Source organism: Pseudomonas sp. Z3-6, assembly GCF_051131985.1.
Classification (GTDB): domain Bacteria; phylum Pseudomonadota; class Gammaproteobacteria; order Pseudomonadales; family Pseudomonadaceae; genus Aquipseudomonas; species Aquipseudomonas zanjanensis.
Window position 1 is genome coordinate 4,311,659 of the sequence record NZ_CP071644.1, and the last position, 22,961, is coordinate 4,334,619.

17 protein-coding genes and 1 pseudogene are annotated in these 22,961 nt (G+C 59.8%); 13 read left to right on the plus strand and 5 right to left on the minus strand.

Annotated elements, in window-relative coordinates; genetic code table 11:
- The first annotated feature begins 330 nt into the window (after positions 1–330).
- The 8 genes from J3P88_RS18550 (at position 331) to J3P88_RS18585 (ending at position 11,309) form a co-directional block, all read left to right on the plus strand.
- Positions 331–1,344 (plus strand): SDR family oxidoreductase, encoded by a 1,014-nt coding sequence (locus tag J3P88_RS18550; RefSeq protein ID WP_186707380.1) that lies wholly within the window; start codon positions 331–333, stop codon positions 1,342–1,344.
- Positions 1,345–1,422: 78 nt separating this feature from the next.
- A complete protein-coding gene (locus tag J3P88_RS18555; protein WP_434570853.1) occupies positions 1,423–2,943 on the plus strand; it encodes a class I adenylate-forming enzyme family protein in 1,521 nt (506 codons plus the stop codon).
- The gene (locus J3P88_RS18560; RefSeq protein WP_434570855.1) at positions 2,933–3,544 is read left to right on the plus strand and encodes an HAD-IB family hydrolase; all 612 of its coding nucleotides are present in this window, start codon (positions 2,933–2,935) and stop codon (positions 3,542–3,544) included. The genes J3P88_RS18555 and J3P88_RS18560 overlap by 11 nt, the downstream gene beginning before the upstream one ends.
- Positions 3,545–3,547: 3 nt before the next feature.
- Positions 3,548–5,311, plus strand: coding sequence for an FAD-dependent monooxygenase (locus J3P88_RS18565; RefSeq protein ID WP_434570857.1), 1,764 nt, complete (start codon positions 3,548–3,550; stop codon positions 5,309–5,311).
- Between the two features lie 118 nt (positions 5,312–5,429).
- On the plus strand, positions 5,430–6,509 hold the full coding sequence (locus tag J3P88_RS18570) for an acyl carrier protein (RefSeq protein WP_434570859.1): 1,080 nt from the start codon (positions 5,430–5,432) through the stop codon (positions 6,507–6,509).
- A 77-nt stretch (positions 6,510–6,586) separates the two neighbouring features.
- On the plus strand, positions 6,587–9,997 hold the full coding sequence (locus J3P88_RS18575; RefSeq protein WP_434570860.1) for a beta-ketoacyl synthase N-terminal-like domain-containing protein: 3,411 nt from the start codon (positions 6,587–6,589) through the stop codon (positions 9,995–9,997).
- 57 nt (positions 9,998–10,054) lie between these two features.
- Positions 10,055–10,525 (plus strand): SRPBCC family protein, encoded by a 471-nt coding sequence (locus J3P88_RS18580; RefSeq protein WP_018603832.1) that lies wholly within the window; start codon positions 10,055–10,057, stop codon positions 10,523–10,525.
- 85 nt (positions 10,526–10,610) lie between these two features.
- On the plus strand, positions 10,611–11,309 hold the full coding sequence (locus J3P88_RS18585) for an outer membrane protein (RefSeq protein WP_434570862.1): 699 nt from the start codon (positions 10,611–10,613) through the stop codon (positions 11,307–11,309).
- Between the two features lie 72 nt (positions 11,310–11,381).
- On the opposite strand, the pseudogene J3P88_RS18590 reads toward J3P88_RS18585, so the two are convergent.
- Positions 11,382–11,510: pseudogene (locus J3P88_RS18590) on the minus strand (hypothetical protein); the annotation flags it as partial.
- Between the two features lie 203 nt (positions 11,511–11,713).
- Between J3P88_RS18590 and J3P88_RS18595 the strand changes: the two are divergent.
- The 4 genes from J3P88_RS18595 to J3P88_RS18610 all read left to right on the plus strand — a co-directional run bounded on the left by J3P88_RS18595 (position 11,714) and on the right by J3P88_RS18610 (position 16,653).
- The gene (locus J3P88_RS18595) at positions 11,714–13,420 is read left to right on the plus strand and encodes a molecular chaperone HscC (protein WP_434570864.1); all 1,707 of its coding nucleotides are present in this window, start codon (positions 11,714–11,716) and stop codon (positions 13,418–13,420) included.
- A complete protein-coding gene (locus J3P88_RS18600; RefSeq protein WP_434570866.1) occupies positions 13,417–15,081 on the plus strand; it encodes a J domain-containing protein in 1,665 nt (554 codons plus the stop codon). The genes J3P88_RS18595 and J3P88_RS18600 overlap by 4 nt, the downstream gene beginning before the upstream one ends.
- Positions 15,078–15,767: a DUF3829 domain-containing protein gene (locus J3P88_RS18605; RefSeq protein ID WP_434570868.1), complete on the plus strand. Its 690-nt coding sequence runs from the start codon at positions 15,078–15,080 to the stop codon at positions 15,765–15,767. Before J3P88_RS18600 ends, J3P88_RS18605 begins: the two co-directional genes overlap by 4 nt.
- A gap of 97 nt (positions 15,768–15,864) precedes the next feature.
- Positions 15,865–16,653 carry a nucleotidyltransferase domain-containing protein gene (locus J3P88_RS18610; RefSeq protein WP_434570870.1) on the plus strand — a complete coding sequence of 263 codons (789 nt, stop codon included), beginning with the start codon at positions 15,865–15,867 and terminating at the stop codon, positions 16,651–16,653.
- A gap of 87 nt (positions 16,654–16,740) precedes the next feature.
- Here J3P88_RS18610 and J3P88_RS18615 read toward each other — a convergent pair whose 3' ends face one another.
- The 4 genes from J3P88_RS18615 to J3P88_RS18630 form a co-directional block, all read right to left on the minus strand.
- A complete protein-coding gene (locus J3P88_RS18615) occupies positions 16,741–17,241 on the minus strand; it encodes a GNAT family N-acetyltransferase (protein ID WP_434576533.1) in 501 nt (166 codons plus the stop codon).
- A 557-nt stretch (positions 17,242–17,798) separates the two neighbouring features.
- A complete protein-coding gene (locus J3P88_RS18620; RefSeq protein WP_122565818.1) occupies positions 17,799–19,043 on the minus strand; it encodes a saccharopine dehydrogenase family protein in 1,245 nt (414 codons plus the stop codon).
- 25 nt (positions 19,044–19,068) lie between these two features.
- Positions 19,069–20,166: a carboxynorspermidine decarboxylase gene (locus J3P88_RS18625; protein ID WP_053122737.1), complete on the minus strand. Its 1,098-nt coding sequence runs from the start codon at positions 20,164–20,166 to the stop codon at positions 19,069–19,071.
- Positions 20,167–20,416: 250 nt separating this feature from the next.
- Positions 20,417–21,352, minus strand: coding sequence for a Ppx/GppA phosphatase family protein (locus tag J3P88_RS18630; RefSeq protein ID WP_434570872.1), 936 nt, complete (start codon positions 21,350–21,352; stop codon positions 20,417–20,419).
- Between the two features lie 210 nt (positions 21,353–21,562).
- Here J3P88_RS18630 and ppk2 point away from each other — a divergent pair, with 210 nt between their 5' ends.
- Positions 21,563–22,480 carry a polyphosphate kinase 2 gene (gene ppk2 / locus J3P88_RS18635; protein ID WP_434570874.1) on the plus strand — a complete coding sequence of 306 codons (918 nt, stop codon included), beginning with the start codon at positions 21,563–21,565 and terminating at the stop codon, positions 22,478–22,480.
- The last annotated feature ends 481 nt before the right edge of the window (positions 22,481–22,961 follow it).

Here is a 22,961-nt window from a genome sequence, read left to right on the forward strand (position 1 = left end):
AAGATGGACTATGCAGTCACGTTTTTCACACCGGGAACAGGTGAATCCAAACCATCGAGGCTCGTTGCTCGCGGGCGGGCTGGCCCTCTTTTTGACCTTCCTCAAGGCCGCATTTTCCGCATCTCCACGCCACGCTATCGGATGAAAAAATCCACGTAACGGCCGGTTCAGAGCCATCGATTCGCTAGCTTTGCGAAATACCGCTTGATTTCCAGATACCGAATGGTTTTTACTTGCGCCGTTGGTGGAGCCCAACGCCTGATCAGGGCATCGAGTCAGTGACACCGATCTCAATGCAATGACAGGTCACCTCACAGGAGCGGGATTTTAATGGAATATGCCTTCGTTACAGGCGCTACTGGCCTGCTCGGGAATAATGTCGTTCGTGCGCTGTTAAAACGAAACATCAAAGTAAAAGCCCTGGTTCGTTCCGCAGAGAAGGCCAAGAAACAGTTCAGCGGCCTGCCCGTCGAATGGGTCGAAGGCGACATGCTCAATGTCGACGCCTTCAGTCATGCACTGCAAGGGTGCGATGCCTTGTTCCATACGGCGGCTTATTTCCGCGACAGTTACAAAGGCGGGAAACACTGGCAAAAACTCTATGACACGAATGTGACCGGCACCGAGCGCTTGCTGCAAGCTGCTTATGACGCCGGCATCCGTCGTGCCGTGCACACCTCGTCCATTGCGGTGTTGAAGGGCAATAAAGATCAAGTGATCGATGAAACCATGTCTCGCAGTGAACAGGAGGCTGATGATTATTACTTGAGCAAAATATTGTCCGAACAGAAAGTCCAGCAATTCCTGGCGCAGCACCCGGACATGTTCATTGCCATGGTCTTGCCAGGGTGGATGTTCGGCCCGGGGGATATCGGCCCGACGTCCTCAGGGCAGTTTCTGCTGGACTTTGTCGGACAAAAACTGCCCGGCGTACTTCCCGGCAGCTTTTCCGTCGTCGATGCCCGGGATGTGGCCGAACATCAAATCGCGGCCATCACCCGCGGCAGGTCCGGAGAGCGTTACCTCGCCGCCGGCAATCACATGGACATGAAGAGCATCTTCCAGGCGCTGGCCAGCGTCAGTGGCGTAAAAGCCCCGGAACGAAAAGTGCCTTTGTTCATGCTGCGACTGATCGCGCTGATCTATGAAGGCTATTACCGAATTACCAAGAAGCCGGTACTGATCAGTACGTCTACGGTCAAGCTGATGGCGCAAGAACAAGACCGCACGCATTTCAGCCACAACAAAAGTTCAAGGGAGTTGCAATGCCAATTCCGCCCTGTCGCTGAAACCCTGACCGATACCCTGGACTGGTATCGGAACAACAACTACACAGATGCTTAATTGAGACCATTCATAAAGCCTGCCTCTGTAGTACTTTTTTGACACGCCCTATATCCAAGGATTGAAAGAGGTTGGTAAATGAAAAGCCTTTCATATAAAGAAGGTTTTCTGCATCGTTTTGTCGGTTTTTCGGAATCCTTTCCCGAGCAAGTGGCTATCCGACACTTGGACACGGAAGAAGACACCGTTACTTATCGCGAGCTGCGCATCAAGGCCGAAGCCTGCAATGGCGCCCTGACGGCACTCGGTGTATTGCCAGGTGATAAAGTCGCGCTGGTGCTGCCCAACGGGGTGGCCTTCATCGCTTATTACCTGGCGATTATCGGGCGGGGTGCCATTCCGGTCATCCTCAACTACAAGTTGACCTCTTTTGAAATGAACAGTGTGGTCAGCCTCGCCAGGCCGACCCTGGTGGTCACGACCCCAGTGCTATGGGTGCAACACAACGAGATATTCCAGCCCAACAACGGCGTCAGACACGCCCTGGTGCTGGACGACGGGAGCGAACCTTCATCGCCCCTGCCCGCCAGTGCAACGGCCGCCTCTCACTTGCCTCGACAGCTCGAACCCTTGTTGCTGCCCGAAGGCAATCCGATCGTCTCGGTGCAGTTCACTTATCGAGGCATCGGCAGGCCCCTGGCGGTTTCTCACCGCTACCTCGACCTGACGCAATCGAGCGATGGGCTGCACGAGCATTTTCACCTGCAAGGCGTCGGCTCCGTGCATCTGGTGACACTGCCGCTGTATGCCATCTTCGGCCTGTCGGTGATGATGGTGTTTCCCTTGAGCGTGGGCGCCACCCTGCTCATGACCAACACCCTGCTCAACCGGGACCTGGCAGAAGTCCTGTCCGAGCACCAGGTCACCTTTGCTTGCCTGGTGCCCGATGTCATTCGCTACTTCAATACGCGGCTGGCAAAACGCAAAGGCCCGCGGTTGCCGTTGCACCCGCAACTGATGCTCTACTCGGGCGGCAGCCACCTGCCGGCCGATGAAGCCGAAAAGCTGGGCACGCTGCTGGGCTGCAATCCGGTACTCCAGGGCTACGGCTTGACCGAAAGCATGCCGGTGCTCGTGCAGAGTTCGATTGGCCCGGTCCACCGCGGCGCCATGGGCCAGCCGATCAGCGGCGTGGAACTGCGCATCGTCGATGCCGAGGGCCAGGACGTGGCACCCGGGCGCATCGGCGAGTTACTGATCCGCGGCGCGATGGTGATCGGCGGCTACAACGATGCCGAGGACACCAATGCCCGATTCTTCCGCGACGGCTGGTTCCACAGCGGTGACCTGGTCTGGCGCGACGACGATGGGCATGTATTTTTCTTTTGCCAACGCCTGCGCATCTCGAAGATCAAGGCGCAGATGGTCGACCTGGTGGAAATCGAATCCATCGCCCTCAAGCACCCCGACGTGGTGCGCGCCAGGGCCTATATCGTCCCGGATCACAAGGAAGTCAACGTGCTGCACCTGTGCGTCGAAGGGACCGGCGAGCTGACCCAGAACGCGCTGGGCACCCTGCTTTCGCGTGACCTGTCGGGCTTCAAGCTGCCCAAGACCATCGAGATCATCCAGCTCAAGGAAGAGGCACATGCACATTAACAGCACCCAACCGGTACTGGCCGTTTTTGACTTCGACGGCACGTTGACCGACCGGCACACCTTCTGGCGCTACATGCGCTACATCGTCGGCACCCGTTCGTTCTGGCTGCGGATCATTCCCCTGCTGCCCAAGATGCTCAGCGTGATCCTGGGCATCACCCCACTGATGCAAGCGCGCCTGGCCTTCATTGCCTGTTACCTGGGCGGGCTGTCGGTGGAGCAAGAACGCGAGCACGCCAAATACTTCATCAGCGAACAGCTGCCGCTCTGGCTCAGGCCCGAGGCGCTGCGGCGACTGCAATGGCATCAGTCCATGGGGCATATCACCGCGCTGGTCAGCAACTCGCCGGAAAACTACCTGATCCCTTGGGGCCAGGCCGCGGGGTTTGACTATGTGTGCGGCACGCGCCTGGCCACGGCAAAAAACAAACTCACCGGCGGGATCGCCGGTACCAATTGTGTAGAGCGAGAGAAAGTCACGCGCCTGAAAGGCTGCCTGAGCAATCTGGATGATTTTTATATTTATGCCTACGGCGACTCATCAGGCGACGCTGACCTGCTCGGCATCGCCAACTCTCCCTTCTACAGAAACTGGTACTGATCGATGAACACGCTGAGCAACTTGGCCCCCAAGCATTTCAAGCGCCCTGACAGCGCCCCGACCGTCATGATCGTCGGCGCCGGGCCCATCGGCCTGTCCTTGGCAATCATGCTGAAAAAATGGGGCGTGGCGTTTCGCATCATTGAAAAGAACGCCGGCCCCTCGACCGCGACCAAGGCAATGGCGATCCATTCCCGCACCCTGGAAATCTTTCGAGACCTGGGGGTTGCCGAGCAAGCCATTCACGACGGTTTCACGATCAACCAGTTTTCCGTGCAGTCGAATGCCAAGCGAGTGTTGAACTACAACTTCTCCTACCTGGACGCGACCTACCCCCTGCTCTTGAGCCTGCCACAGCCGCAAACCGAGAAGATTCTCCTGGAGCGGTTGAAGGAACTGGGCGCGGAGGTGGAGTGGAACACCGAACTGGTGGACATCGAAAACCTGCCGGGTTCGGTGCGCATGACGCTCAAGCATGCCGACGGCACCGACGAAACCTTCGCCAGTCGCTGGGTGGCCGCCTGTGACGGTGCTCGCAGCAACATTCGAAAACGCCTGGACATGACCTTCGAAGGTTCGTCCTATGACCGCTTTTTCATGCTCGCCGATGCCGATATCCAATGGTCCGGCAGCCAGGATGAGGGCGCGTTTTTCCTCGGTGCACAAGACGGTTACGTGGCGGTTGCGCCGATCAGCGCCCAGTCCCGTTATCGGCTGTTCATCGAAATGCCCTACAACCTGCCGCCAGAAGGCGAGCGTCCGTCGCTGAGCCTGGAGAACTTCCAGCGCCTGTGCGAAGGACGTGGGCAGAAGATGACGTTGTCCAATATTTCCTCGACGACCATCGCCTCGTTCCAGCATCGCCGCGTGCAAACGATGCAACAAGGCTCGGTGTTCCTGCTGGGGGACTCGGCGCATATCGGCAGCCCCATCGGTGGCCAATGGATGAACCTGGGGGTTTCCGAGGCCTATAACCTGGCCTGGAAAATCGCCTATGTCGATCAGGGCCTGGCGGATCCGTCCTTGCTCGACAGTTACAACGAGGAGCGTTATCCGGTTGCCCTGGAAGTCGAGAACACCGCCCACCGGTTGACGGGACTGATTACCGTCCGGCGGCGCGCCCTGGTCTGGCTGCGTGACAACGTCCTGCCGTTGTTGAGTAAACGGAAAAAGGTCCAGCGTAAGTTGCCGTCAATGATTTCCGGTCATCAGTATCACTACGAAAAGAGTGATTACATCCAGGAATCGCTGACGAAGAAACAGCGCTACAACTGGAACAAGAAAGGTAAAAAAACCGAGTTCCCGAGTGCAGCACCTCGCGCCGGGCAACTGGCACCCGATGTCGAGTTGTGGCAACTGCAAGGGCTGCCCACAAAACACTTGATCGACCTGTTCCACGGAACGTTCACGCTGTTGATCTTCAGCGCGGCCGATCAGTTTTCACCTTTATTGCCGGGCCATTACGCCTTGGCCGAGTCGGTGGAAAAGGACTACCCAGGCATCAAGGCTTATTGCGTGATCGATGCCCTGAGCAGCGCCGGGCTGCCCTCCTGGCACTCGACACTGCTGGATCCCGATTGGCGACTGCACAAGCGCTACCACGCCAAGGCAGGCACGTTGATGCTGATTCGTCCTGACGGCTACATCGCTTTCCAAGGTGCCAATGCGATAACGCTGGCGACTTACCTGAACGTAAGGTCCGGGTTGCTCAAGGGCGCCAGAAAAACCACCTCTTATGAGATCGACGCAGTGGAACTCCAACTTTAAGTCGCCCAATGGCTATTGCCAATTTGCTTCATTGATATAAACAAGGCCCAGTCCTGGGCCATGATTTTTGATCTTTCTTTTGTATAGAAATATCGACCGACTTGGTTAGGAGAACCTGATGCGCTTGCAACTTAACGATGTGGTGCAGGAATTCATCGTGTCCAACGGGAGAATAGCCCACAGCTATTTCTCTCTGTCTGAAAAGATCATTGAGTCATTGTGCGAATCCAATGTCGCCAAGGAAGCGATATTGCTGCGCGTGTTGGAACAGGCCGAAACCGTCACGGCCCATTACTTCAATGCTCATCAACAAGTTCTCGAGGGCGTTTATGCCCATGGGATCGAAACCTCCGTCAGCCAAAGTGTTGCAGTGCTGGAGCCTGTTCACGCTAAACCGACCATATTGGCCCCGATGCCCGTCGCCGAAACCGTCGCAGAGACATCGGCACTCAGCTACGGGCAATGGTTGCGCGGCGAAATCAGCGCCGTCACCGGCTTCCAGGCACAACAGATCGACTTCGATCAAAGCTTCGAGAGCCTGGGGATCGACTCGCTGGGACTGGTGGATATTTTCGAGTCCCTGGCCCAGCACTTCCCGGAAAAGAAAGCGCTCACCGCTCAGCTCTTCGATGCCCCTACCCCGACCGCCTTGCTGGCCCGACTTGAAGCCGATCCACAGGCGCCGGCGGTGGATGTCCAGGGTTGGGTACTCGATCAACTCGCGGCGATCACCGGCTTTATGGTTGAGCAGATCGACCCGACACAAAGCTATGAAAGCCTGGGCCTGGATTCGCTCGTGCAGCTGGATTTCCTCGAGTCGGTCGTCGCCCTGTGGCCACAGCTCAAGGCTCACAGCTCCGAGCTGGCCAATGCCAAATTCCCGCAGGCAACCATTGCCCTGATCCAAGCCGCCCTGGCCGATCCCCAACCGCAAGCGACGCCCTCACCTGCCGCGGCCGCCACTCAAGGGCAGGCGGAAAACCTGCTGCTCAACGCCCTGTCGCCGTTGATCCCGGACGCCGCGCAGTCCATCGATATCCAGACGCCGTTCGCCCAACTGGGCCTCAACGGCTTCGCTCGGGAGGCGCTCTGCCATTCCATGGCGCAACAGTGCTCGGCCAGCGAGTTTGCCGGTGAAGCGTTGATGTCCCGTCGCACGCCCCAGGATGCCTTGTCGCTGCTGGCCAGACTGAGCTGAGCCCAGCAACGAGCAACAGGAATGGAATCCGGGTGACGAACCCGTCACCCAGCAGTTTGGCGATCAGGAGACAGGGTATGAGTGGCGCAGCAACAACAGCGGGCGATTTTTGCTTCAGCGCGATGGCGGGCGAGTTTCCAGGGGCGCCGTCAACGGAAGCGCTTTGGCAGTTGCTTTCCCAAGGGCAGGTCGCACCGATCGAATCGATGCCGACACGCTGGGACGTGGACAAGGCGTCGATCTATTCAACCAAGGCCGGCGAGAAAGATCGCACCTACCTGGACAGCGCTTTTTGCCTGACCGACGACGCTTCGACTCCGTCACGGCACGAAGGCCGACAGGTCGCCATTGGCAAGAAAGTGCTCCAGACGCTGTTCAGCCAACTGGCCGCACAGGGCTCGCCATTGAGTAGCGAACGCACGGCATTGGTGGTCGCAACCTCCTGGAGTGACGAGAGCTATTTCGTCACCGGCATGTCCGGAAAACCTGATGCACCGCTGGGCTTTACCCCGGGTGAACAAGTCGCGGCGCTGGCCGCGGCCTTTGCCTTGGGTGGGCCGGCGCTATCGGTGGACACCGCGTGCAGCTCGTTCCCCTACGCCTTGGACATGGCCCAGGCACTGGTCAATAGCGGCCAGGCGGACAACGCGATTGTCATGGCCCTCAACACCGTGCTGCCGCCGGCGCTGTTCCTGGGTTTCTCGCAGTTGACGGCGTTTTCCGCGCGGGCGCGGATGGAAGCCTTCGGCCAGGACGCCGACGGCATTGTACCGGGCGAATGTGCCGTTGCATTCCTGGTCGAACCACTCGCCCGGGCCCTGACCGCGCAGCGCCGTCCAATGGGCGTCTTGCGCGCCTTGGGCATGTCCGCCGACGGCGCCGAAGGCTCGGTGTTTGCCCCCGGCAAACAGGCCCAATACTCGGCTTACCAACGTGCTTATCGCGGCCTTGATCCAAAGGACGTGGACTACATCGAAACCCACGGCACCGGTACACCGCTGGGGGATGCGACGGAACTGGCATCGCTGGACAGCTTCTTCGCACCCCATCGCACGGGCGGCGAGAAAATCACCATCGGTTCGATCAAGTCGGTCATCGGCCACCCCCTGGCCGCTGCCGGCGGCGCTTCGCTCGCCAAGGCCCTGATGATATTGCGCCACAAAGGCATTCCCCCACAGCCGGGCTACCGCCCCAGCGCAAAAGTCGACGCCACCTGCCTGCGACTCGCCACCCAGCAGGTACATCCTCTGGAGGCGCGTCAGTCGGCGATCCGGATTGGCATCTCCAGTTTCGGCTTTGGCGGCGCCAACGCTCACCTGGTGGTGGATGAATACGTTCCCAACGAACGGCCTGCCGCAGCCCCCGCCAACACCTGCGGCGTGGTGATGCTGGACCTTGCCATCGTCGAGGCTGAGGCCGCGCTGGGTAGCCACCGTTCGTTGCAGGCATTCCAGCAGCAGCTCGACCAACCCGCGGCGCCTTCGGTCGTGTTCCCTTATGGGCGCTTCGTCGATTACACCCCGGCGCCCGGTCAGCCTTTGCTGGGCAAATTCCTCGCCCAGGACCACGTCATCGATATCGACGGCTTCGGCATGGGGCCCAAGCCGCTGGCCCACGTCGACCCGTTCAAACTGTTGATCACCGATCGCGTCAACCACTTGCTGCGACGCTTGCCAGGCGTGGCCGGTTCGCCCGGCACCGCGATGGTCATGTGCTGCAACATGGGCGGCGAGCGCTTCAGCAACGCCTACAGCAGCGCCCACAACTTCTTTGCGCGGACACAAGGCGCGGCGCCGGGCGTCGAAGTGACTGACGTGGCAACCATGCTGCCGAACATGCTGTCCGGCTACCCGGCGCAGATTTTTGACTTCAAGGGTTTCCATCAGACCCTGGTCGGCACCGCGGGCCTGTTCTGGCAAACCTTGCTGGCTTCGCCGCAATGGTTCGACAACGGCATCACCACCCTCCTGCTCGGTGCCGGGCGTTTTCTCAGCGGTGAAATCGAGGTCGAGCGTGCCCGGCGTACCGAAACCCAGCAGGGTGAAGGACTGGGGCTGCTGGCGGTGCGTCGCTATCAGCCGCAGGCCTCAGACAAACCGTTGCTGGTGATCCGCGCCGCAGTCCTCGCCCACGCCGCCGACTCGTTGGAAGCGGCTTGCCGGTTGGTGGGCAAAGCGCCGAGCGATTATCCGAACGTTGATGTCTGTGAGTTGCAGCCTGCTGCGACGCCTGCCAGCGGATCACTGCAGGAGATCACCGGCTTCCTGGCTGAAGCCAGTGGTATCGAAGCCCTGTTGGCGGTGATGTTGAAGGGCGCGACCCATAGCGTGATCGAGGTGCGTGAGGCCGGCAAGACGGTGATGTGGCTGTTTACCGAACGGCTTCGCCAATGGAGCCCGACCACAGCCGAGGCCAGCTCGCCCATCAAGCATCCGTTCATGCTGCGCTTTGCCCATTCGTCATCCCAGGAACTGCAGCAGGTCATCACGCCTGTCAGCCTGGTCCGCGAGCCACAGAACGATGGCGTCGACGTGCAACAGCTCAGCGACATGCTCACCAGTACCCTGCTCTCCGGGCTGCGGGTGCGGGTGCGCGCCATGGAAAGCCTGTTCGCCCTGCACCGTGGCGATACCACCCAGCGCCCGACACCCTGGCAGCGCAGCGCGGAACATAGCGTGATCACCAACGCCCGGCGCAGCCCTCAGTCGCTGCACGCCCAACTGGTGGTGAATGAAGCGCACCCCTACTTCTTCGACCACCCCTTGGATCACATTCCGGGCATCTTGCTGCTGGAGGGCGTGCTGCAATTGCTCGAACTGGCCATGCCGCCACTGAGCGGACGGGTCGCCTACATCAAGACCCTGACGATCAAGTTCCAGCACTACGTACAGAAGCACGGCACGGTCGATCTGCATGTGGAGCAAGGCGAAGATTCCCAGGTGTTCCATGGGAAGGTCATGCAGGCCGGGAAAGTGATGTGCACCTGCATCCTCGAAATGGCCTACAGCTCGGCGTTCGAGACCTCGCCGGCCAGCGACTTCACCGCCACGCCCTGCCGCGACAAGGCCCTGTTGCACAAGGCCCGGGCGGAAAACGTCATCGTCAGTGACATGAGCGGTGTCGCCCAGGGCCTGAGCGTGGACACGGTGAAACTGCCGCCGGAGCACTTCTTCCAGGCAGGCGATCCCCAGCACTATTCCATGGTGTATTTCCTCGAGGTGGCTCGCCAGTGCTACATGCAGATCGCCCACAGCCATTTGCGCATCCCGCTCAACACCCCGATGAACCTGCTGGCCTTGAGCTTCACCCTGGGTCGTCCCATCCCCAGGAACAGCCCGCTGTCCTTGGCGCCGCAGGCCGGTTTTGACGCTGCGCTCCAGGCCTTCAAGACCAACCGCATCTACATCGACCTGTTCAACCGGGGCGAAAAAATCGGTCAAGCGAGCATTACCGCCCAGGTGCTGAGTCAATCCGCACCGGCGGCCTGAGCATTGAATGGATCTGCCCTCCAGCATGACCGTGCCCCCCACAACCAAGGTGTCGCCGTGAACGATGTCAAAGTGCAAGTCATAGTTAAATCGCCTCCTTCTGAAATCTGGAAGATCTGGAGCAATTTTGCAGAAGCGCCGCTATGGGATACCGACGTCCGCCAGTGTCAACTCGACGGCCCGTTCCAGGTGGGGACGCGCGGCAAGTGTGTGCTCAAGAATGGCTTGAACATGCCACTGAAACTGGAAGCCGTGAGCCTGCACGAAAGCTATCGCAACAGCGCACGGCTGCTGTGGATCGACCTCGAATTCGATCACCAGATGCGCAGGATTTCTCCCGATGAAACCCATGTCATCCATAGCGCGAAGATTTCCGGCCCGCTGAGCTTCCTCTACCGCGGGCTGCTGCGCAAAGCGTTGACCGCAGCGATGACCACGGCACTGGACAACCTGTGCACGCTGGCTGAACAACGGGCCATCGGCGCCCCAGGACACGAGAAAACCGCGACGCCTTTGCACCTCGTATGAATACCTCCCGGCAGGAGGCGCGCTGAACGCGCCTTCCCGGACTCGCTTCGCCTACTTATCGATAACAGCACATTTCGGATCTAGCATGAACCTACAAAAAAACACCCAGTATCTTGTCATGGGCATCGTTGGCCTGGGTGTCATCGCCCCAGCATCGACCTTCGCCGACACACTTGGCCCTTATGTCAGTGCCATGGGTGGCGTGAACTGGGTCTCTAATCAGGACCTGACCCAGAACAACCTCGACTTCGTCGAGATGGAATACAATCAACCGCTGCACTCGGGCTACGCTACCGGGCTGGCACTGGGCTGGCGGTTCCCGGTCGGGCTACGGCCCGAGGTGGAGCTGAGCTACCGCCGCAACACCATGGACCAGTTCAATAACCGGGTCTACGAAGGCGGCACCAGCATCGAGGGCAAAGGCGAACAGGAAGCCACCAGCCTCATGGCCAACCTCTGGTATGACATCTCGAACCTGCCGGCCCCCTTGAGCCGCTTCACACCTTATGTAGGCGGTGGCCTGGGCTACGCCGTGCTGACCATAACAGGCCTGGAAGCTGGCGGCGTCGAGTTCGGCGGCACCCATCGCGACACCGTCACGGCCTGGCAACTCGGCGCCGGCGTCGCTTACGAGCTCAGCGAACATTGGTCCATGTCCCTGGATTATCGCTACTTCAAGACCGGCGAAGCGAACTTCGGCAAGATCCAGGGCCTGCCCCAGGCCGATGTGGAAACCGAATACAATGCCCAGTCCTTGATGGTCGGTTTGCGGTACTGGATGTAAGCGCTGGACGGATCGGCGCCTGGCCTTGGCCGGGCGTCGATTATCATCCCGACTAACGCAAAGTGCCTGGCGCCCAGCTTGTTCAATCATTGCCTCAGGTATCAGGCGCTCCAGTAACAGCGTCATCCCCTCTCGGAACAGCGGGTGTTCGTCTGCCACGATGATTCGACAAATCTTCTGGCCCCGAAACGCATCGTTCATTGCGCCTCAAACTGCATCTTGATGACTTCACTGATTCTCTGCGCAACGCCATTGGCCAGCGGCGTGACGGATCGGATCGACTTCATGCAAACTCGCCCATGATCACCCCAAAGTTTTCCATGAATACGCCGATACATGCCTGATAAACTGACCGGCTCGCAGATAGCCCCTTGCGACGCATCGATTAAGGAGATCCAACGGACATGATTGTCGGCATTGACCTGGGCACCACCCATAGCCTGATCGCAGCATGGCGCGACGGCGCGACGCAACTGGTGCCCAACGCATTGGGCGAGTGGCTGACACCGAGCGTGGTAGGCCTGGACGACGAAGGCCGCGTCATGGTCGGCCGCGCGGCGCTGGAGCGCCTACAGACCCATCCCCAGGTCACCGCCTCGCTTTTCAAGCGCTATATGGGCAGCGCCCGCCTCACCACGCTTGGTCATCAACAGTTCCGGGCCGAGGAACTCTCGGCCATGGTATTGCGCAGCTTGCGCGAGGATGCCGAGCGGCATTTCGGCGAACCCGTGGAAGAAGCCGTCATCAGCGTCCCCGCCTACTTCAGCGATGCCCAGCGCAAGGCCACGCGAATTGCCGGTGAGCTAGCGGGCTTTAAGGTCGAGCGACTGATCAATGAACCCACCGCAGCCGCACTCGCCTATGGCTTGCACCAGCGCGATAGCGCCAGCACCTTCCTGGTTTTCGACCTCGGCGGCGGGACTTTCGACGTGTCCATCCTGGAGCTGTTTGAAGGCATCATGGAAGTGCGCGCCAGCGCCGGCGACAACTACCTGGGTGGGGAAGATTTCGACACGCTGCTGCTCCAGGATTTCGTTGCCGCCCAGGCGGACAACACCGAGGGCCCGCTAGCCCTTGAAGACGCTCAGCTCTACGGTCGACTGCGCCGTGAAGCCGAACGTGTACGCAAATTCCTGGGCCAGGAATCAAGCGCAACGTTTGCAGTACGCCAGGGCGAGCGCGAATGGCGTCGCGAATACACCCAGGCCGGTCTGACCGATCTGTATGCGCCCCTGTTCAGCCGCCTTCGAGCCCCTATCGAAACCGCTTTGCGCGATGCCCGTATCCGTGCCAGTGAGCTGGACGAAGTATTGCTGGTGGGCGGCACCACCCGTATGCCACTCGTGCGCAAATTGGCCGCCAGCCTGTTCGGACGTTTTCCCTCGATCCAGCTCAACCCCGATGAAGCCGTGGCATTGGGCGCCGCCGTGCAGGCAGGGCTGAAAAGCCGCGACGCGGCACTTGAAGAAGTCGTGCTCACCGACGTCTGTCCTTATTCCATGGGCATCGAAATTGCGGTCGAGTATGGCGGCAAGCTCGAAAACGGCCATTACCTGCCGATCATCGAACGCAACTGCGTGGTGCCCGTGAGCAAGGTCAACCGCGTGTTCACACTCCAGGACCAGCAAAAGTTCGTGCTGCTGAAGGTCTATCAGGGCGAAAGCCGTCGGATCAGTGAAAACATTCTCCTGGGCGAACTGGAAATTCCGGTGCCGCCTATGCCTGCCGGGGAAGTGGGGATCGACGTACGCTTCACTTACGATACCAACGGCCTCCTGGAAGCCGATGCGCAGATCGTCCAGACAGGAGAGCGACGCAACCTGGTGATCGCCAATAACGCCGGCGTGCTGAATAGCGAAGAGATCAGCCAGCGCCTCAAGGCCCTGGAAGCGCTGAAGATCCATCCACGGGACGAACAACCCAATACCTTGCTGATCGCCCGGCTGGAACGCCTTTATCAGGAAAGCCGCGGTGATCTTCGCCAGCGGATCGATGAGCTGGCGACCCGCTTCGCCCAGATGCTCGATTCCCAGGAGTTGCACGACATCCGCGCGCTCCGGCTGCAAATCAGCGCCCAGCTCAACAGCCTGGAAGAAGGTGTCTGGCGATGACCTGTTGGGTGGTACTCGGGCTACCGGAGGACGCCGATAAGCGCAGCATCAAGCGCCAGTATGCAAGCCTGCTCAAACAGCATCGTCCAGACGAAGATCCCGAAGGGTTCCAGCGCCTGCGAGAGGCCTACGAGCAGGCTTTGGCGTGGGCTGATTGGCAGCAGGAAGTGGCCGTCGACGAAGAACAGCCCGCCCCCATCGAGCTACCCCTCATGGAACTGCCAACCCCGAGGCAGGCACCGACAGGGCCTTCCCCCAGCCAGCGTCTGGCGGCGCAATGCCTGGAGGCGATAGACGCGACCAACCTCGCCAGCCGCCTGACGCAGGCGCGTCTTTATGCCTGCGAGCGTGAATTCGAACACGGCCTGCTGGAGTTTTGCCTGGCGCAGGAAGATACCTACGACCTGGCCGAAGCGGCCATCGCCCAATTGCACTGGCTGACCCCTTGGCAACGCGAGGACCTGCCCAGCGCCGCCACCGAGCAACTGCGCGGCAGGCTCATGGATCTGGCATGGTCTCGCCTGACCGGGGCCTGGCACGATAGCCAACGCTTTCTCGATCTCGCCCGCCAGCTCGACGCCAGTCCTTGGCTACAGAGCCTGGACGCTCGGCAATGGCTGAACCGCTGCCTGGCCATGGCCCTCCTGCAGGCACCGACTTGGTCGGAACAGTTGTTCGACGCCATCTGCGCGCAACAGGGCTGGAAGCAGACCGGCCACCATAGTCCGTGTCCAGAACCCTGGTGGAGTCAACTGCTTGCCCGCAGCCACTGCGCTACGTTCCTTCAGCAGCAGGCTCGCCTCGCCCAGGGTTCCCACAGCAGCGAATCCCAGGCTGCACGCATGCTGTTTGGATCGGCCGATGAAAATGCCCGGATGCACTTGAGCATGAGCTTCAGCGCCGAAGATTGGGCAGCTGGCGAAACGCTGTATCGCAACGTCCAGCTTCGCTACCCCCGTCTACTGGACGAAATGCCTCAGTTGGCCCCGGAACTTTGGCGCCCGCTACGTCGCCACCCGCCGATCCTGGCCGTGCCACTGGCCCTGCTCGGCGCTTCGGCCTACATGAGCTGGGCCTTGGAGTATCAGCTTGGCGGCGCGTTCTACAGCAGTGTGATCAACATGTTCCTCCGCGCCCTGCTGTTCGGCGTTATCGCCTGGGGGCTCAAGGCATTCTGCAAAACACTGAGCCGTGGTGCCTGGCGCCTCGACCAATCGATCAATGCACGCTACGGCCACTGGTTGAGCTTGCGACGCCCCACCCCGCTGCCGATCCGCGAGAGCCTCTGGGTCGGCTTGCTAGGCATGCTCGTCTACATGGTTGGTGGCATTCTTGCAGCGGGAGCGTATTTCGGCATTCTCGGCGCGTTGGCGGGCTTGAGCCGGTGGGCCACGTCTAAACCTCACATTCCTTTCTTTTCTCGATTCTCTGAGCGGGTACCTCGAGGTGTCCTTATCGCATTACGCCTAGGGATGATCATTCCTGTGGTCTTGCTGGGCGCCGCCTTCGCCAAAAACAAGCCCCTCGCCGCAAACGAAGGCCTCCAGGCTTGGCCGCAACGAACATGTGCCGCTCCCAAGCAAACTGATTCGCCCTGCCCAACCCAACTGTCCGCAGCTCAGTGGCATACGCTTAAAAAACCACAGGTCAGTGAACCGTGATCAATACCCGATCCTTCATTTTTGTGGTTCTCGTTTTGGTGACATTGACCTGGCAAGCCCAGCGTTGGGCCGACCGGACAGATTCACGCAACAGCTACGTCAAGGCCTACGAACACTTGCGTCCGCCAGCTCAAGCCTTGAACTGGGAGTTGGAACATCAGCCGAACCCGCTTCTCGTGGAACAGCTCGACCAAAACCCACGTTTGCAAGCGGAGAGTAGTCAGGCCGCACCTTCGCAAGAAGCGTTAGAGCGACCACAATTGCTACTACGCGAGCAACAGTTGGCATCCATCGAAAAACGCCTGGGACATGACCAGCATTGGCACACGCTGCGCTTCATGATCCTGGCACGCCAGACCATCAACGCCCTAGACGCAATGACCGAAGGCGCCCCGCTGACCCCGCAACAACTGCTTGTCATGCATCAAATGCTGGCAACCGTCTGGACAGACGCCGATACCTTCGTGCTGGCTCTGCCCCGTCTACGCTCAGCCAACGACAGCCGCCCCGTGTGGACCCAGATCAACTTGGCAGCCAAAGATTGGATCACCGCCCTGGAGCGTCTGCAGCAGCACTGGGCCTCAGGGGCCGACGCCGCAGAACTGAACCAGGACCTCGCTGAAGCACGGGCCGGCTATGATGAGTTGCTGTCGCGATATAACGCTGCGGTGGAGCATCAGTATTAAGAAGTCGGGATTGTTATTCGAAGGGGCCCCTGCTTTAGAATCGCACAGTCACAAATGGTGATAGCGCATGCAAAATTCATCTGGTTAGAGTGAGCTTATGGTTCCCATAGCTGTTCAGGAAGAAGTTCGAGGCCGTCTGCGCCGTGCTGAAAATGAACATGAGGTGAAGGTCCTGCTCGCCGTAGAGTCAGGCAGCCGCGCCTGGGGCTTCGCATCCCCTAATAGCGACTACGACGCGCGCTTTATCTACGTCAATAAACCCGAGTGGTATCTCTCGGTCGGCCTTGAGGAGCAACGCGACGTCATCGAGTACCCAATCGTCGATGACATGGACATCAATGGCTGGGATCTGCGCAAGGCCTTGAGGCTGTTCTGGAAGTCAAACCCGGGGTTTGTCGAGTGGGTGCAGTCCACCATCGTCTACGAACATTCCGGCTCCTTTCACGAACGCGCCAAAGCGTTGCTACCGCAGGTGTACTCGGTTGAAAGCGGTATCTACCATTATCGCAGCATGGCGAAGACCAATTACCGGGGGTACTTGCAGGCCCCTGAAGTACCGCTGAAAAAATATTTCTACGTACTGCGGCCATTGCTATCGGTACGGTGGCTGGAGCGCTTTGATAAACCAGCGCCCATCGAGTTTGACAAGCTGCGCGAAGTCATCGACGGCGAACCCGAATTGCACCGGGCCATTGATGACTTGCTTGCGATCAAGCGCGCATCACCAGAAATGGGGCTTTCCCCGCAGATCATGCCGATTCAGAAATTCATTGAGCGTGAACTGCATCGACTCGAGGCCATCAAGCCGACCCGCAGCGAACGCAAGGAAGTCGAGCCGCTATTGTCGGAGCTGTTTCGCTCGGTACTGAAGGAAACGTGGGGATAGCCCAAGACATTGGCTGTATCGAAAGTCGCTTGGACGGATTTAAAACGTACAAGCGACTCCTGACACTGTCCGGCGTGGATCGAGTTTCTAGATCGAAAGCACAAGGCGGCTTCCATTCTCGATGTCCTCGCCATCCGACAGCGCTCCAGGCACAAACCCGCACCGTTCAAGGACCTTCTTTGAGCCGACATTGCTCTCATAAACATAAGCCACCAACTGCGTGAGGTTCCAACGCATCCGTGCCTCTTGGATCAGATGTTTCAGAGCCAGCGTTGCCAGCCCTTGCCCGCAAGCGCGTTGATCAATGCGATAGCCCACCTCGGCGCAACCGTGTGATGAATGGATGCCTTTCAGATTCGCTCGCCCCACTATCCTCCCGTTGGAATCTTCGATGACAAACGGGTGCCAGGCACCCTCAGCGAAATCGGCCAGGTAGCTTTCGATGTGATCGGCGACACCTGTCAATGAATAAAAGGCCGGGTCGCGTGGGTCGATCTGCGACTCGAACCATTCACGGTTGTGGATTTCGAAGGCCAGCAGCGCTTGTGCATCAGTGCTTTCCAACTCGCGAATTCTGAATGGTTTCACTGATTGTTTCTCCGGGGCCTGGAAGCGCAATCGTAAGGTCGGATGATCGTTCATGACCAGGGTTTCTGCTTGAGCCGTCTGGCGCTGGGGGCTGCTGCGCAGCCCAGCGGGAGCAAGCTCCCTCGCCACAAAAGCGGCGCAGGTGCGTTCGAGAGAATAGATAGATGGAGAAATCCGAAAGGCCTTTGTGGTTATACCGGTGGATGACTCACGACTCCCCCAAGCCAAACACAACACCGTGGCGAGGGAGCTTGCTCCCGCTGGGCTGCGCAGCAGCCCCAATAAAGCCGAATGCGGTCTGCTGAAACACCACTGGTGTCTGGCTTGAGGGTCGCTTCGCGCCCCAGCGGGAGCGAGCTCCCTCGCCACGGGTTCATTTTGATGGGGGTATAAACGAAAAATGCTCCGTACCTTTCGATACGGAGCATTTCTTCAAGGCTTCCTCAGATGGCCAGGGCTTCACGCGGTGGTGAATCGCCTGGTTCAATCGCCTGCAGAATTCAAAGGGATTCTGCAGTTCCTGTCGGGGAGTCGGAACGGAACCTGCCTGGCGTCCTTCAGGCGTTCTGGTTCCAGGGACGATCTCCATGCTCGTCCTTGATGCGCGTCGGCAAGCCCATCACATCCAGCGCCTCGAGGAACGCCTCGGCAGGCAGCTCCTCGACGTTGACCATGCGCTGCACGTCCCACTCGCCACGGGCCACCAGCAAGGCTGCGGCCACGGGTGGCACGCCGGCGGTGTAGGAAATGCCCTGGCTGTCGGTTTCGGCGTAGGCATCCTCGTGGTCGGCTACGTTGTAGATGAACATCTCGCGCGGCTGGCCATCCTTGGTGCCCTTGACCAGGTCGCCGATGCAGGTCTTGCCGGTGTAGCCCGGCGCCAGCGAGCTCGGGTCAGGCAGCACGGCCTTGACCACTTTCAGCGGCACGACTTCCAGGCCTTCGGCGGTCTTGACCGGTTGCTCGGAGAGCAGGCCAAGGTTCTTGAGCACGGTGAACACATTGATGTAGTGCTCGCCGAAGCTCATCCAGAAACGCACGTTGGGCACGTCGAGGTTCTTCGACAGCGAGTGCACTTCGTCGTGACCGGTCAGGTACAGGTTCTGCGAGCCTACGACTGGCAGGTCGTCGGTGCGCTTGACTTCGAACATGGTGTTGCTGGTCCACTGGCTGTCCTGCCAGCTCCACACCTGTCCGGTGAATTCGCGGAAATTGATTTCCGGGTCGAAATTGGTGGCGAAATATTTGCCATGGGAGCCGGCATTGACGTCGAGAATGTCGATCGAATCAATGCGGTCGAAATGCTGTTGTTGCGCCAGTGCCGCATAGGCATTGACCACACCCGGGTCGAAGCCCACGCCGAGAATGGCGGTGATGTTCTTCTCCTGGCACTCCTGGAGATGGTTCCACTCGTAGTTGCCGTACCAGGGCGGCGTCTCGCAGACCTTGCCCGGTTCTTCGTGGATGGCGGTGTCCAGGTAGGCCACGCCGGTATCGATGCAGGCACGCAGCACCGACATGTTGAGAAAGGCAGAGCCGACGTTGATGACGATCTGCGACTCGGTTTCGCGAATCAGCGCCTTGGTCGCTTCGACATCCAGAGCGTTCAGTGCAAAGGCCTTGATGTCGGCGGGTTGCTTGAGGCTACCCTTGGCCTTGACGCTGTCGATGATGGCCTGGCATTTGGAGATGTTGCGCGACGCGATAGCAATACGACCGAGCTCGTCGTTGTGCTGCGCGCACTTGTGGGCCACCACCTTGGCGACACCTCCTGCACCAATGATAAGTACGTTCTTCTTCAATTTCTTTATTTCTCCTTCCGCCAGCTCAAGAGAGGCTGGACAAGTAGTCGTCGTAAACAAACTCGCGAACCACCTCGACGCTGCCGTCGAGTTGCTTCACAACGATGGACGGCATCTTCAGGCCGTTGAACCAGTTTTTCTTGACCATGGTGTAGCCCGCTGCGTCGATGAACGACAGCCGATCGCCGATGGACAACGGACGATCAAATTTGTACTCGCCAAAGATGTCTCCGGCCAGACAGGATTTGCCGCACACCATGTAGGTGTGTTCGCCCTCGCTCGGTGCCAGCTTGGCGTCCAGGCGATAGATCAGCAGATCGAGCATGTGCGCCTCGATGGAGCTGTCCACCACGGCCAGGTGCTTGCCGTTGTAGAGCGTATCGAGCACGGTGACTTCCAGCGACGCGCTCTGGGTGATCGCGGCCTCGCCCGGCTCCAGGTAGACCTGCACGCCATACTTTTGCGAGAAGGCCTTGAGCCGTGCGCAAAAGGCGTCCAGGGCGTAGCCCTCGCCGGTGAAATGGATGCCGCCACCGAGGCTGACCCACTCGACCTTATGCAGCAAGTGACCAAAGCGTTCTTCGATAGTGCCCAGCATCTGGTCGAACAGGCCGAAATCGCCGTTCTCGCAGTTGTTGTGGAACATGAAGCCGGAGATGTGCTCGATGACCTGCTCGATCTTCACCGGATCCCACTCGCCCAGGCGACTGAACGGTCGCGCCGGGTCGGCCAGCAGGTAATCGGAGCTGCTCACCTGCGGATTGACCCGCAAGCCACGGACCTTGCCGGCGGACGCTTCGGTGTAGCGCTGCAATTGGCCGATGGAGTTGAAGATGATCTTGTCGCAGTTGGCGAGCATCTCCTCGATCTCATCGTCGGCCCAGGCCACGCTGTAGGCATGGGTCTCGCCGGCGAATTTCTGCCGGCCGAGCTTGAGCTCGTAAAGCGACGACGAGGTGGTGCCGTCCATGTACTGCTGCATCAGGTCGAACACCGACCAGGTGGCGAAGCACTTGAGCGCCAGCAAGGCCTTGGCCCCGGACTGCTCACGCACATAGGCGATCTTCTGCATGTTCGCCAGCAGCTTTTGTTTGTCGATGAGGTAGTACGGCGTTTTGATCATTTTCGAGGCCTCCGGGCAAGGCGAGCCAAAAAAGGATGCGCATTGTGCCTTCACTGACTGCAGATCGAAAGAGCGAAAAGCCCCGTTCGCGCAATCATCCTGATCCAGGCCGACGCTTTGCGATAACCGGACGTACCGGCCGCCCAGGCGACAAGAGGCTGGATCTGGCAACGAAGGGATAATCAAAAAGCGCTGACGCTCGACCTTGAGCCGTCACGGATAAGCGGCACGGCGGGTCAGCCGTCCGTGATCAGCTTTTATATATCAGGCCATGGAGCACACCGAACCTGAGGCCCGCTTCGCTAGCGAGCATGTCTGTAATACCGAAGACCTTGAACGCCGCCAGCATGATCGCCAGGCCACCGGGCAAGATGCCCAGGCGATGGCGTTGCAAGCCGGCCAACCTGAGTTGATCGACATGCCCGACTTCCAGCAGCCGCAGCGACAGGCGCAGCAACCCGCCGTAGGTGATGCCGCCTTGTCCGAAGTCGTTGAGGCCATTGGCCTTGAGCACCTTGGCCAACATCCGCGCCGTACCGGATGAGCCGATCACTTGCTGCCAGCCCTGCGCGCGATAATGCGCCGCCACGGCCTCAAACTGCAGGACGGCTACGCGTTCAGCCTCCAGCAGCGCCTGAGCGGTGATGCGTCCGCCCGGAAAGTAACGCGCGCCAAAGGTGCCACTGCCAATGGCAATGCTCTCCGTCAACAGCGGTTGGGCGCCCTGCCCCAAGATCAGTTCGGTCGAGCCACCGCCGATGTCCACCACCAATCGCGTCTGTTCGACGCCGGGCACCGTATGGGCCACGCCGGCATACACCAGCCGGGCTTCTTCATGCCCCGACAGCACGTCGATCCGAAACCCCAGGTGCCGCTCGGCACTGGCCAGGAACAGCTGGGCATTGGCCGCTTCGCGCACGGCACTGGTCGCCACCGCCCGCACTCGCCCGGCTTCAAAGCCGCGCAGTTTCTTGCCGAATCGGGCCAGGGCCTGCCAGCCTCGATCCAGCGCCAGCTCGTCCAGCGCCCCGGCCTGCAAGCCCTCGGCCAATCGGACCGGCTCGCGCAAGGTTTTCACTTCCTGGATCACCCTCTGTCGATTGCGCCTGACCGACTGGCCAATCATCAGGCGAAAGGCGTTGGAGCCCAGGTCAATGGCCGCGAACAGGGGGGCGTCGCCTTTCATAGCGGTATTCCTTGATTCATCAGCCAGCAGGCACAAGCGCTGCCAGACATACCACGATGGTTTGCGAGGATCCTGCCATGGGTTCGATGACATCTGGATGACACTCCCTGTTTTAGCCAACGACAAGCTCATGAAGCGTAGATGACCGTCACGACTATGTAACAAAGTGCAAATAGCGTGGACCGTGCCCCCACGACCGAGCTTTCCATCATGCTTTCCACCCAGGACACCTTGGTACAGCGCATTCACCGCGAATTGCTCGATCACAGTGACGAAGAACTGGAGCTGGAATTATCCGAAGACGGGTATGACCTGAACGCCCTGTTCGATGAACACACCCCGCAGAGCAGCGAAAAGGAAGCCCGCCGACTGTATTTCAGTGAACTGTTCCGCCTCCAGGGCGAACTGGTGAAGCTGCAAAGCTGGGTGGTCAAGACCGGGCACAAGGTCGTGATCCTGTTCGAAGGGCGTGACGCCGCCGGCAAGGGTGGCGTGATCAAGCGCATTACCCAGCGGCTCAATCCCCGGGTGTGCCGCGTCGCCGCCCTGCCCGCCCCCAACGACCGTGAACGGACGCAATGGTACTTCCAGCGCTACGTTTCGCACCTGCCGGCGGCAGGTGAGATCGTGCTGTTCGACCGCAGCTGGTACAACCGCGCCGGGGTCGAACAGGTCATGGGCTTCTGCACCGACGACCAGTACGAAGAGTTCTTCCGTACCGTGCCGGAATTCGAGCGGATGCTCGCCCGCTCCGGCATCCAGCTGATCAAGTACTGGTTCTCCATTTCCGACCAGGAACAGCACCTGCGCTTTCTCAGCCGCATTCATGACCCGCTCAAGCAATGGAAGCTCAGTCCCATGGACCTGGAGTCCCGTCGGCGCTGGGAGGCCTATACCAAGGCCAAGGAAATCATGCTTGAGCGCACGCACATCGCCGAGGCCCCCTGGTGGGTGGTGCACGCCGACGACAAGAAAAAGGCCCGGCTCAACTGCATTCATCACCTGCTGGGGCAAATGCCCTATGAAGAAGTGGAACTGCCGACCATCGAGCTGCCGCAGCGGGAACGGCAGGAAGACTATTCCCGCAGCCCGACGCCACCGGAGCTGATCGTGCCCCTGGTCTATTGAGACCCGCCTGGCAGGGACGCCCGGCATCGGCTTGTTCACCTACTGCCGTCACATATCTATGTGGGAGCGAGCCTGCTCGCGATAGTGGTGTGCCAGCCAACATCCATTCAACTGTCCGGACGCCTTCGCGAGCAGGCTCGCTCCCACACTGTTCCGAGGCGCTGCGAGTATTGATGTCTGGCCCAATTCCCCTGTGGGAGCGAGCCTGCTCGCGAAAGCGGTGCATCAGCCAACATCCATTCAACTGACCGGACGCCTTCGCGAGCAGGCTCGCTCCCACACTGTTCCGAGGCTCTGCCACTATTGATGCCTGGCCCAATTTCCCCTGTGGGAGCGGGCTTGCTCGCGAAAGCGGTGCATCAGCCAACATCCATTCAACTGTCCGGACGCCTTCGCGAGCAAGCCCGCTCCCACACTGTTCCGAGGCTCTGCGAGTATTGATGTCTGGCCCAATTCCCCTGTGGGAGCGGGCTTGCTCGCG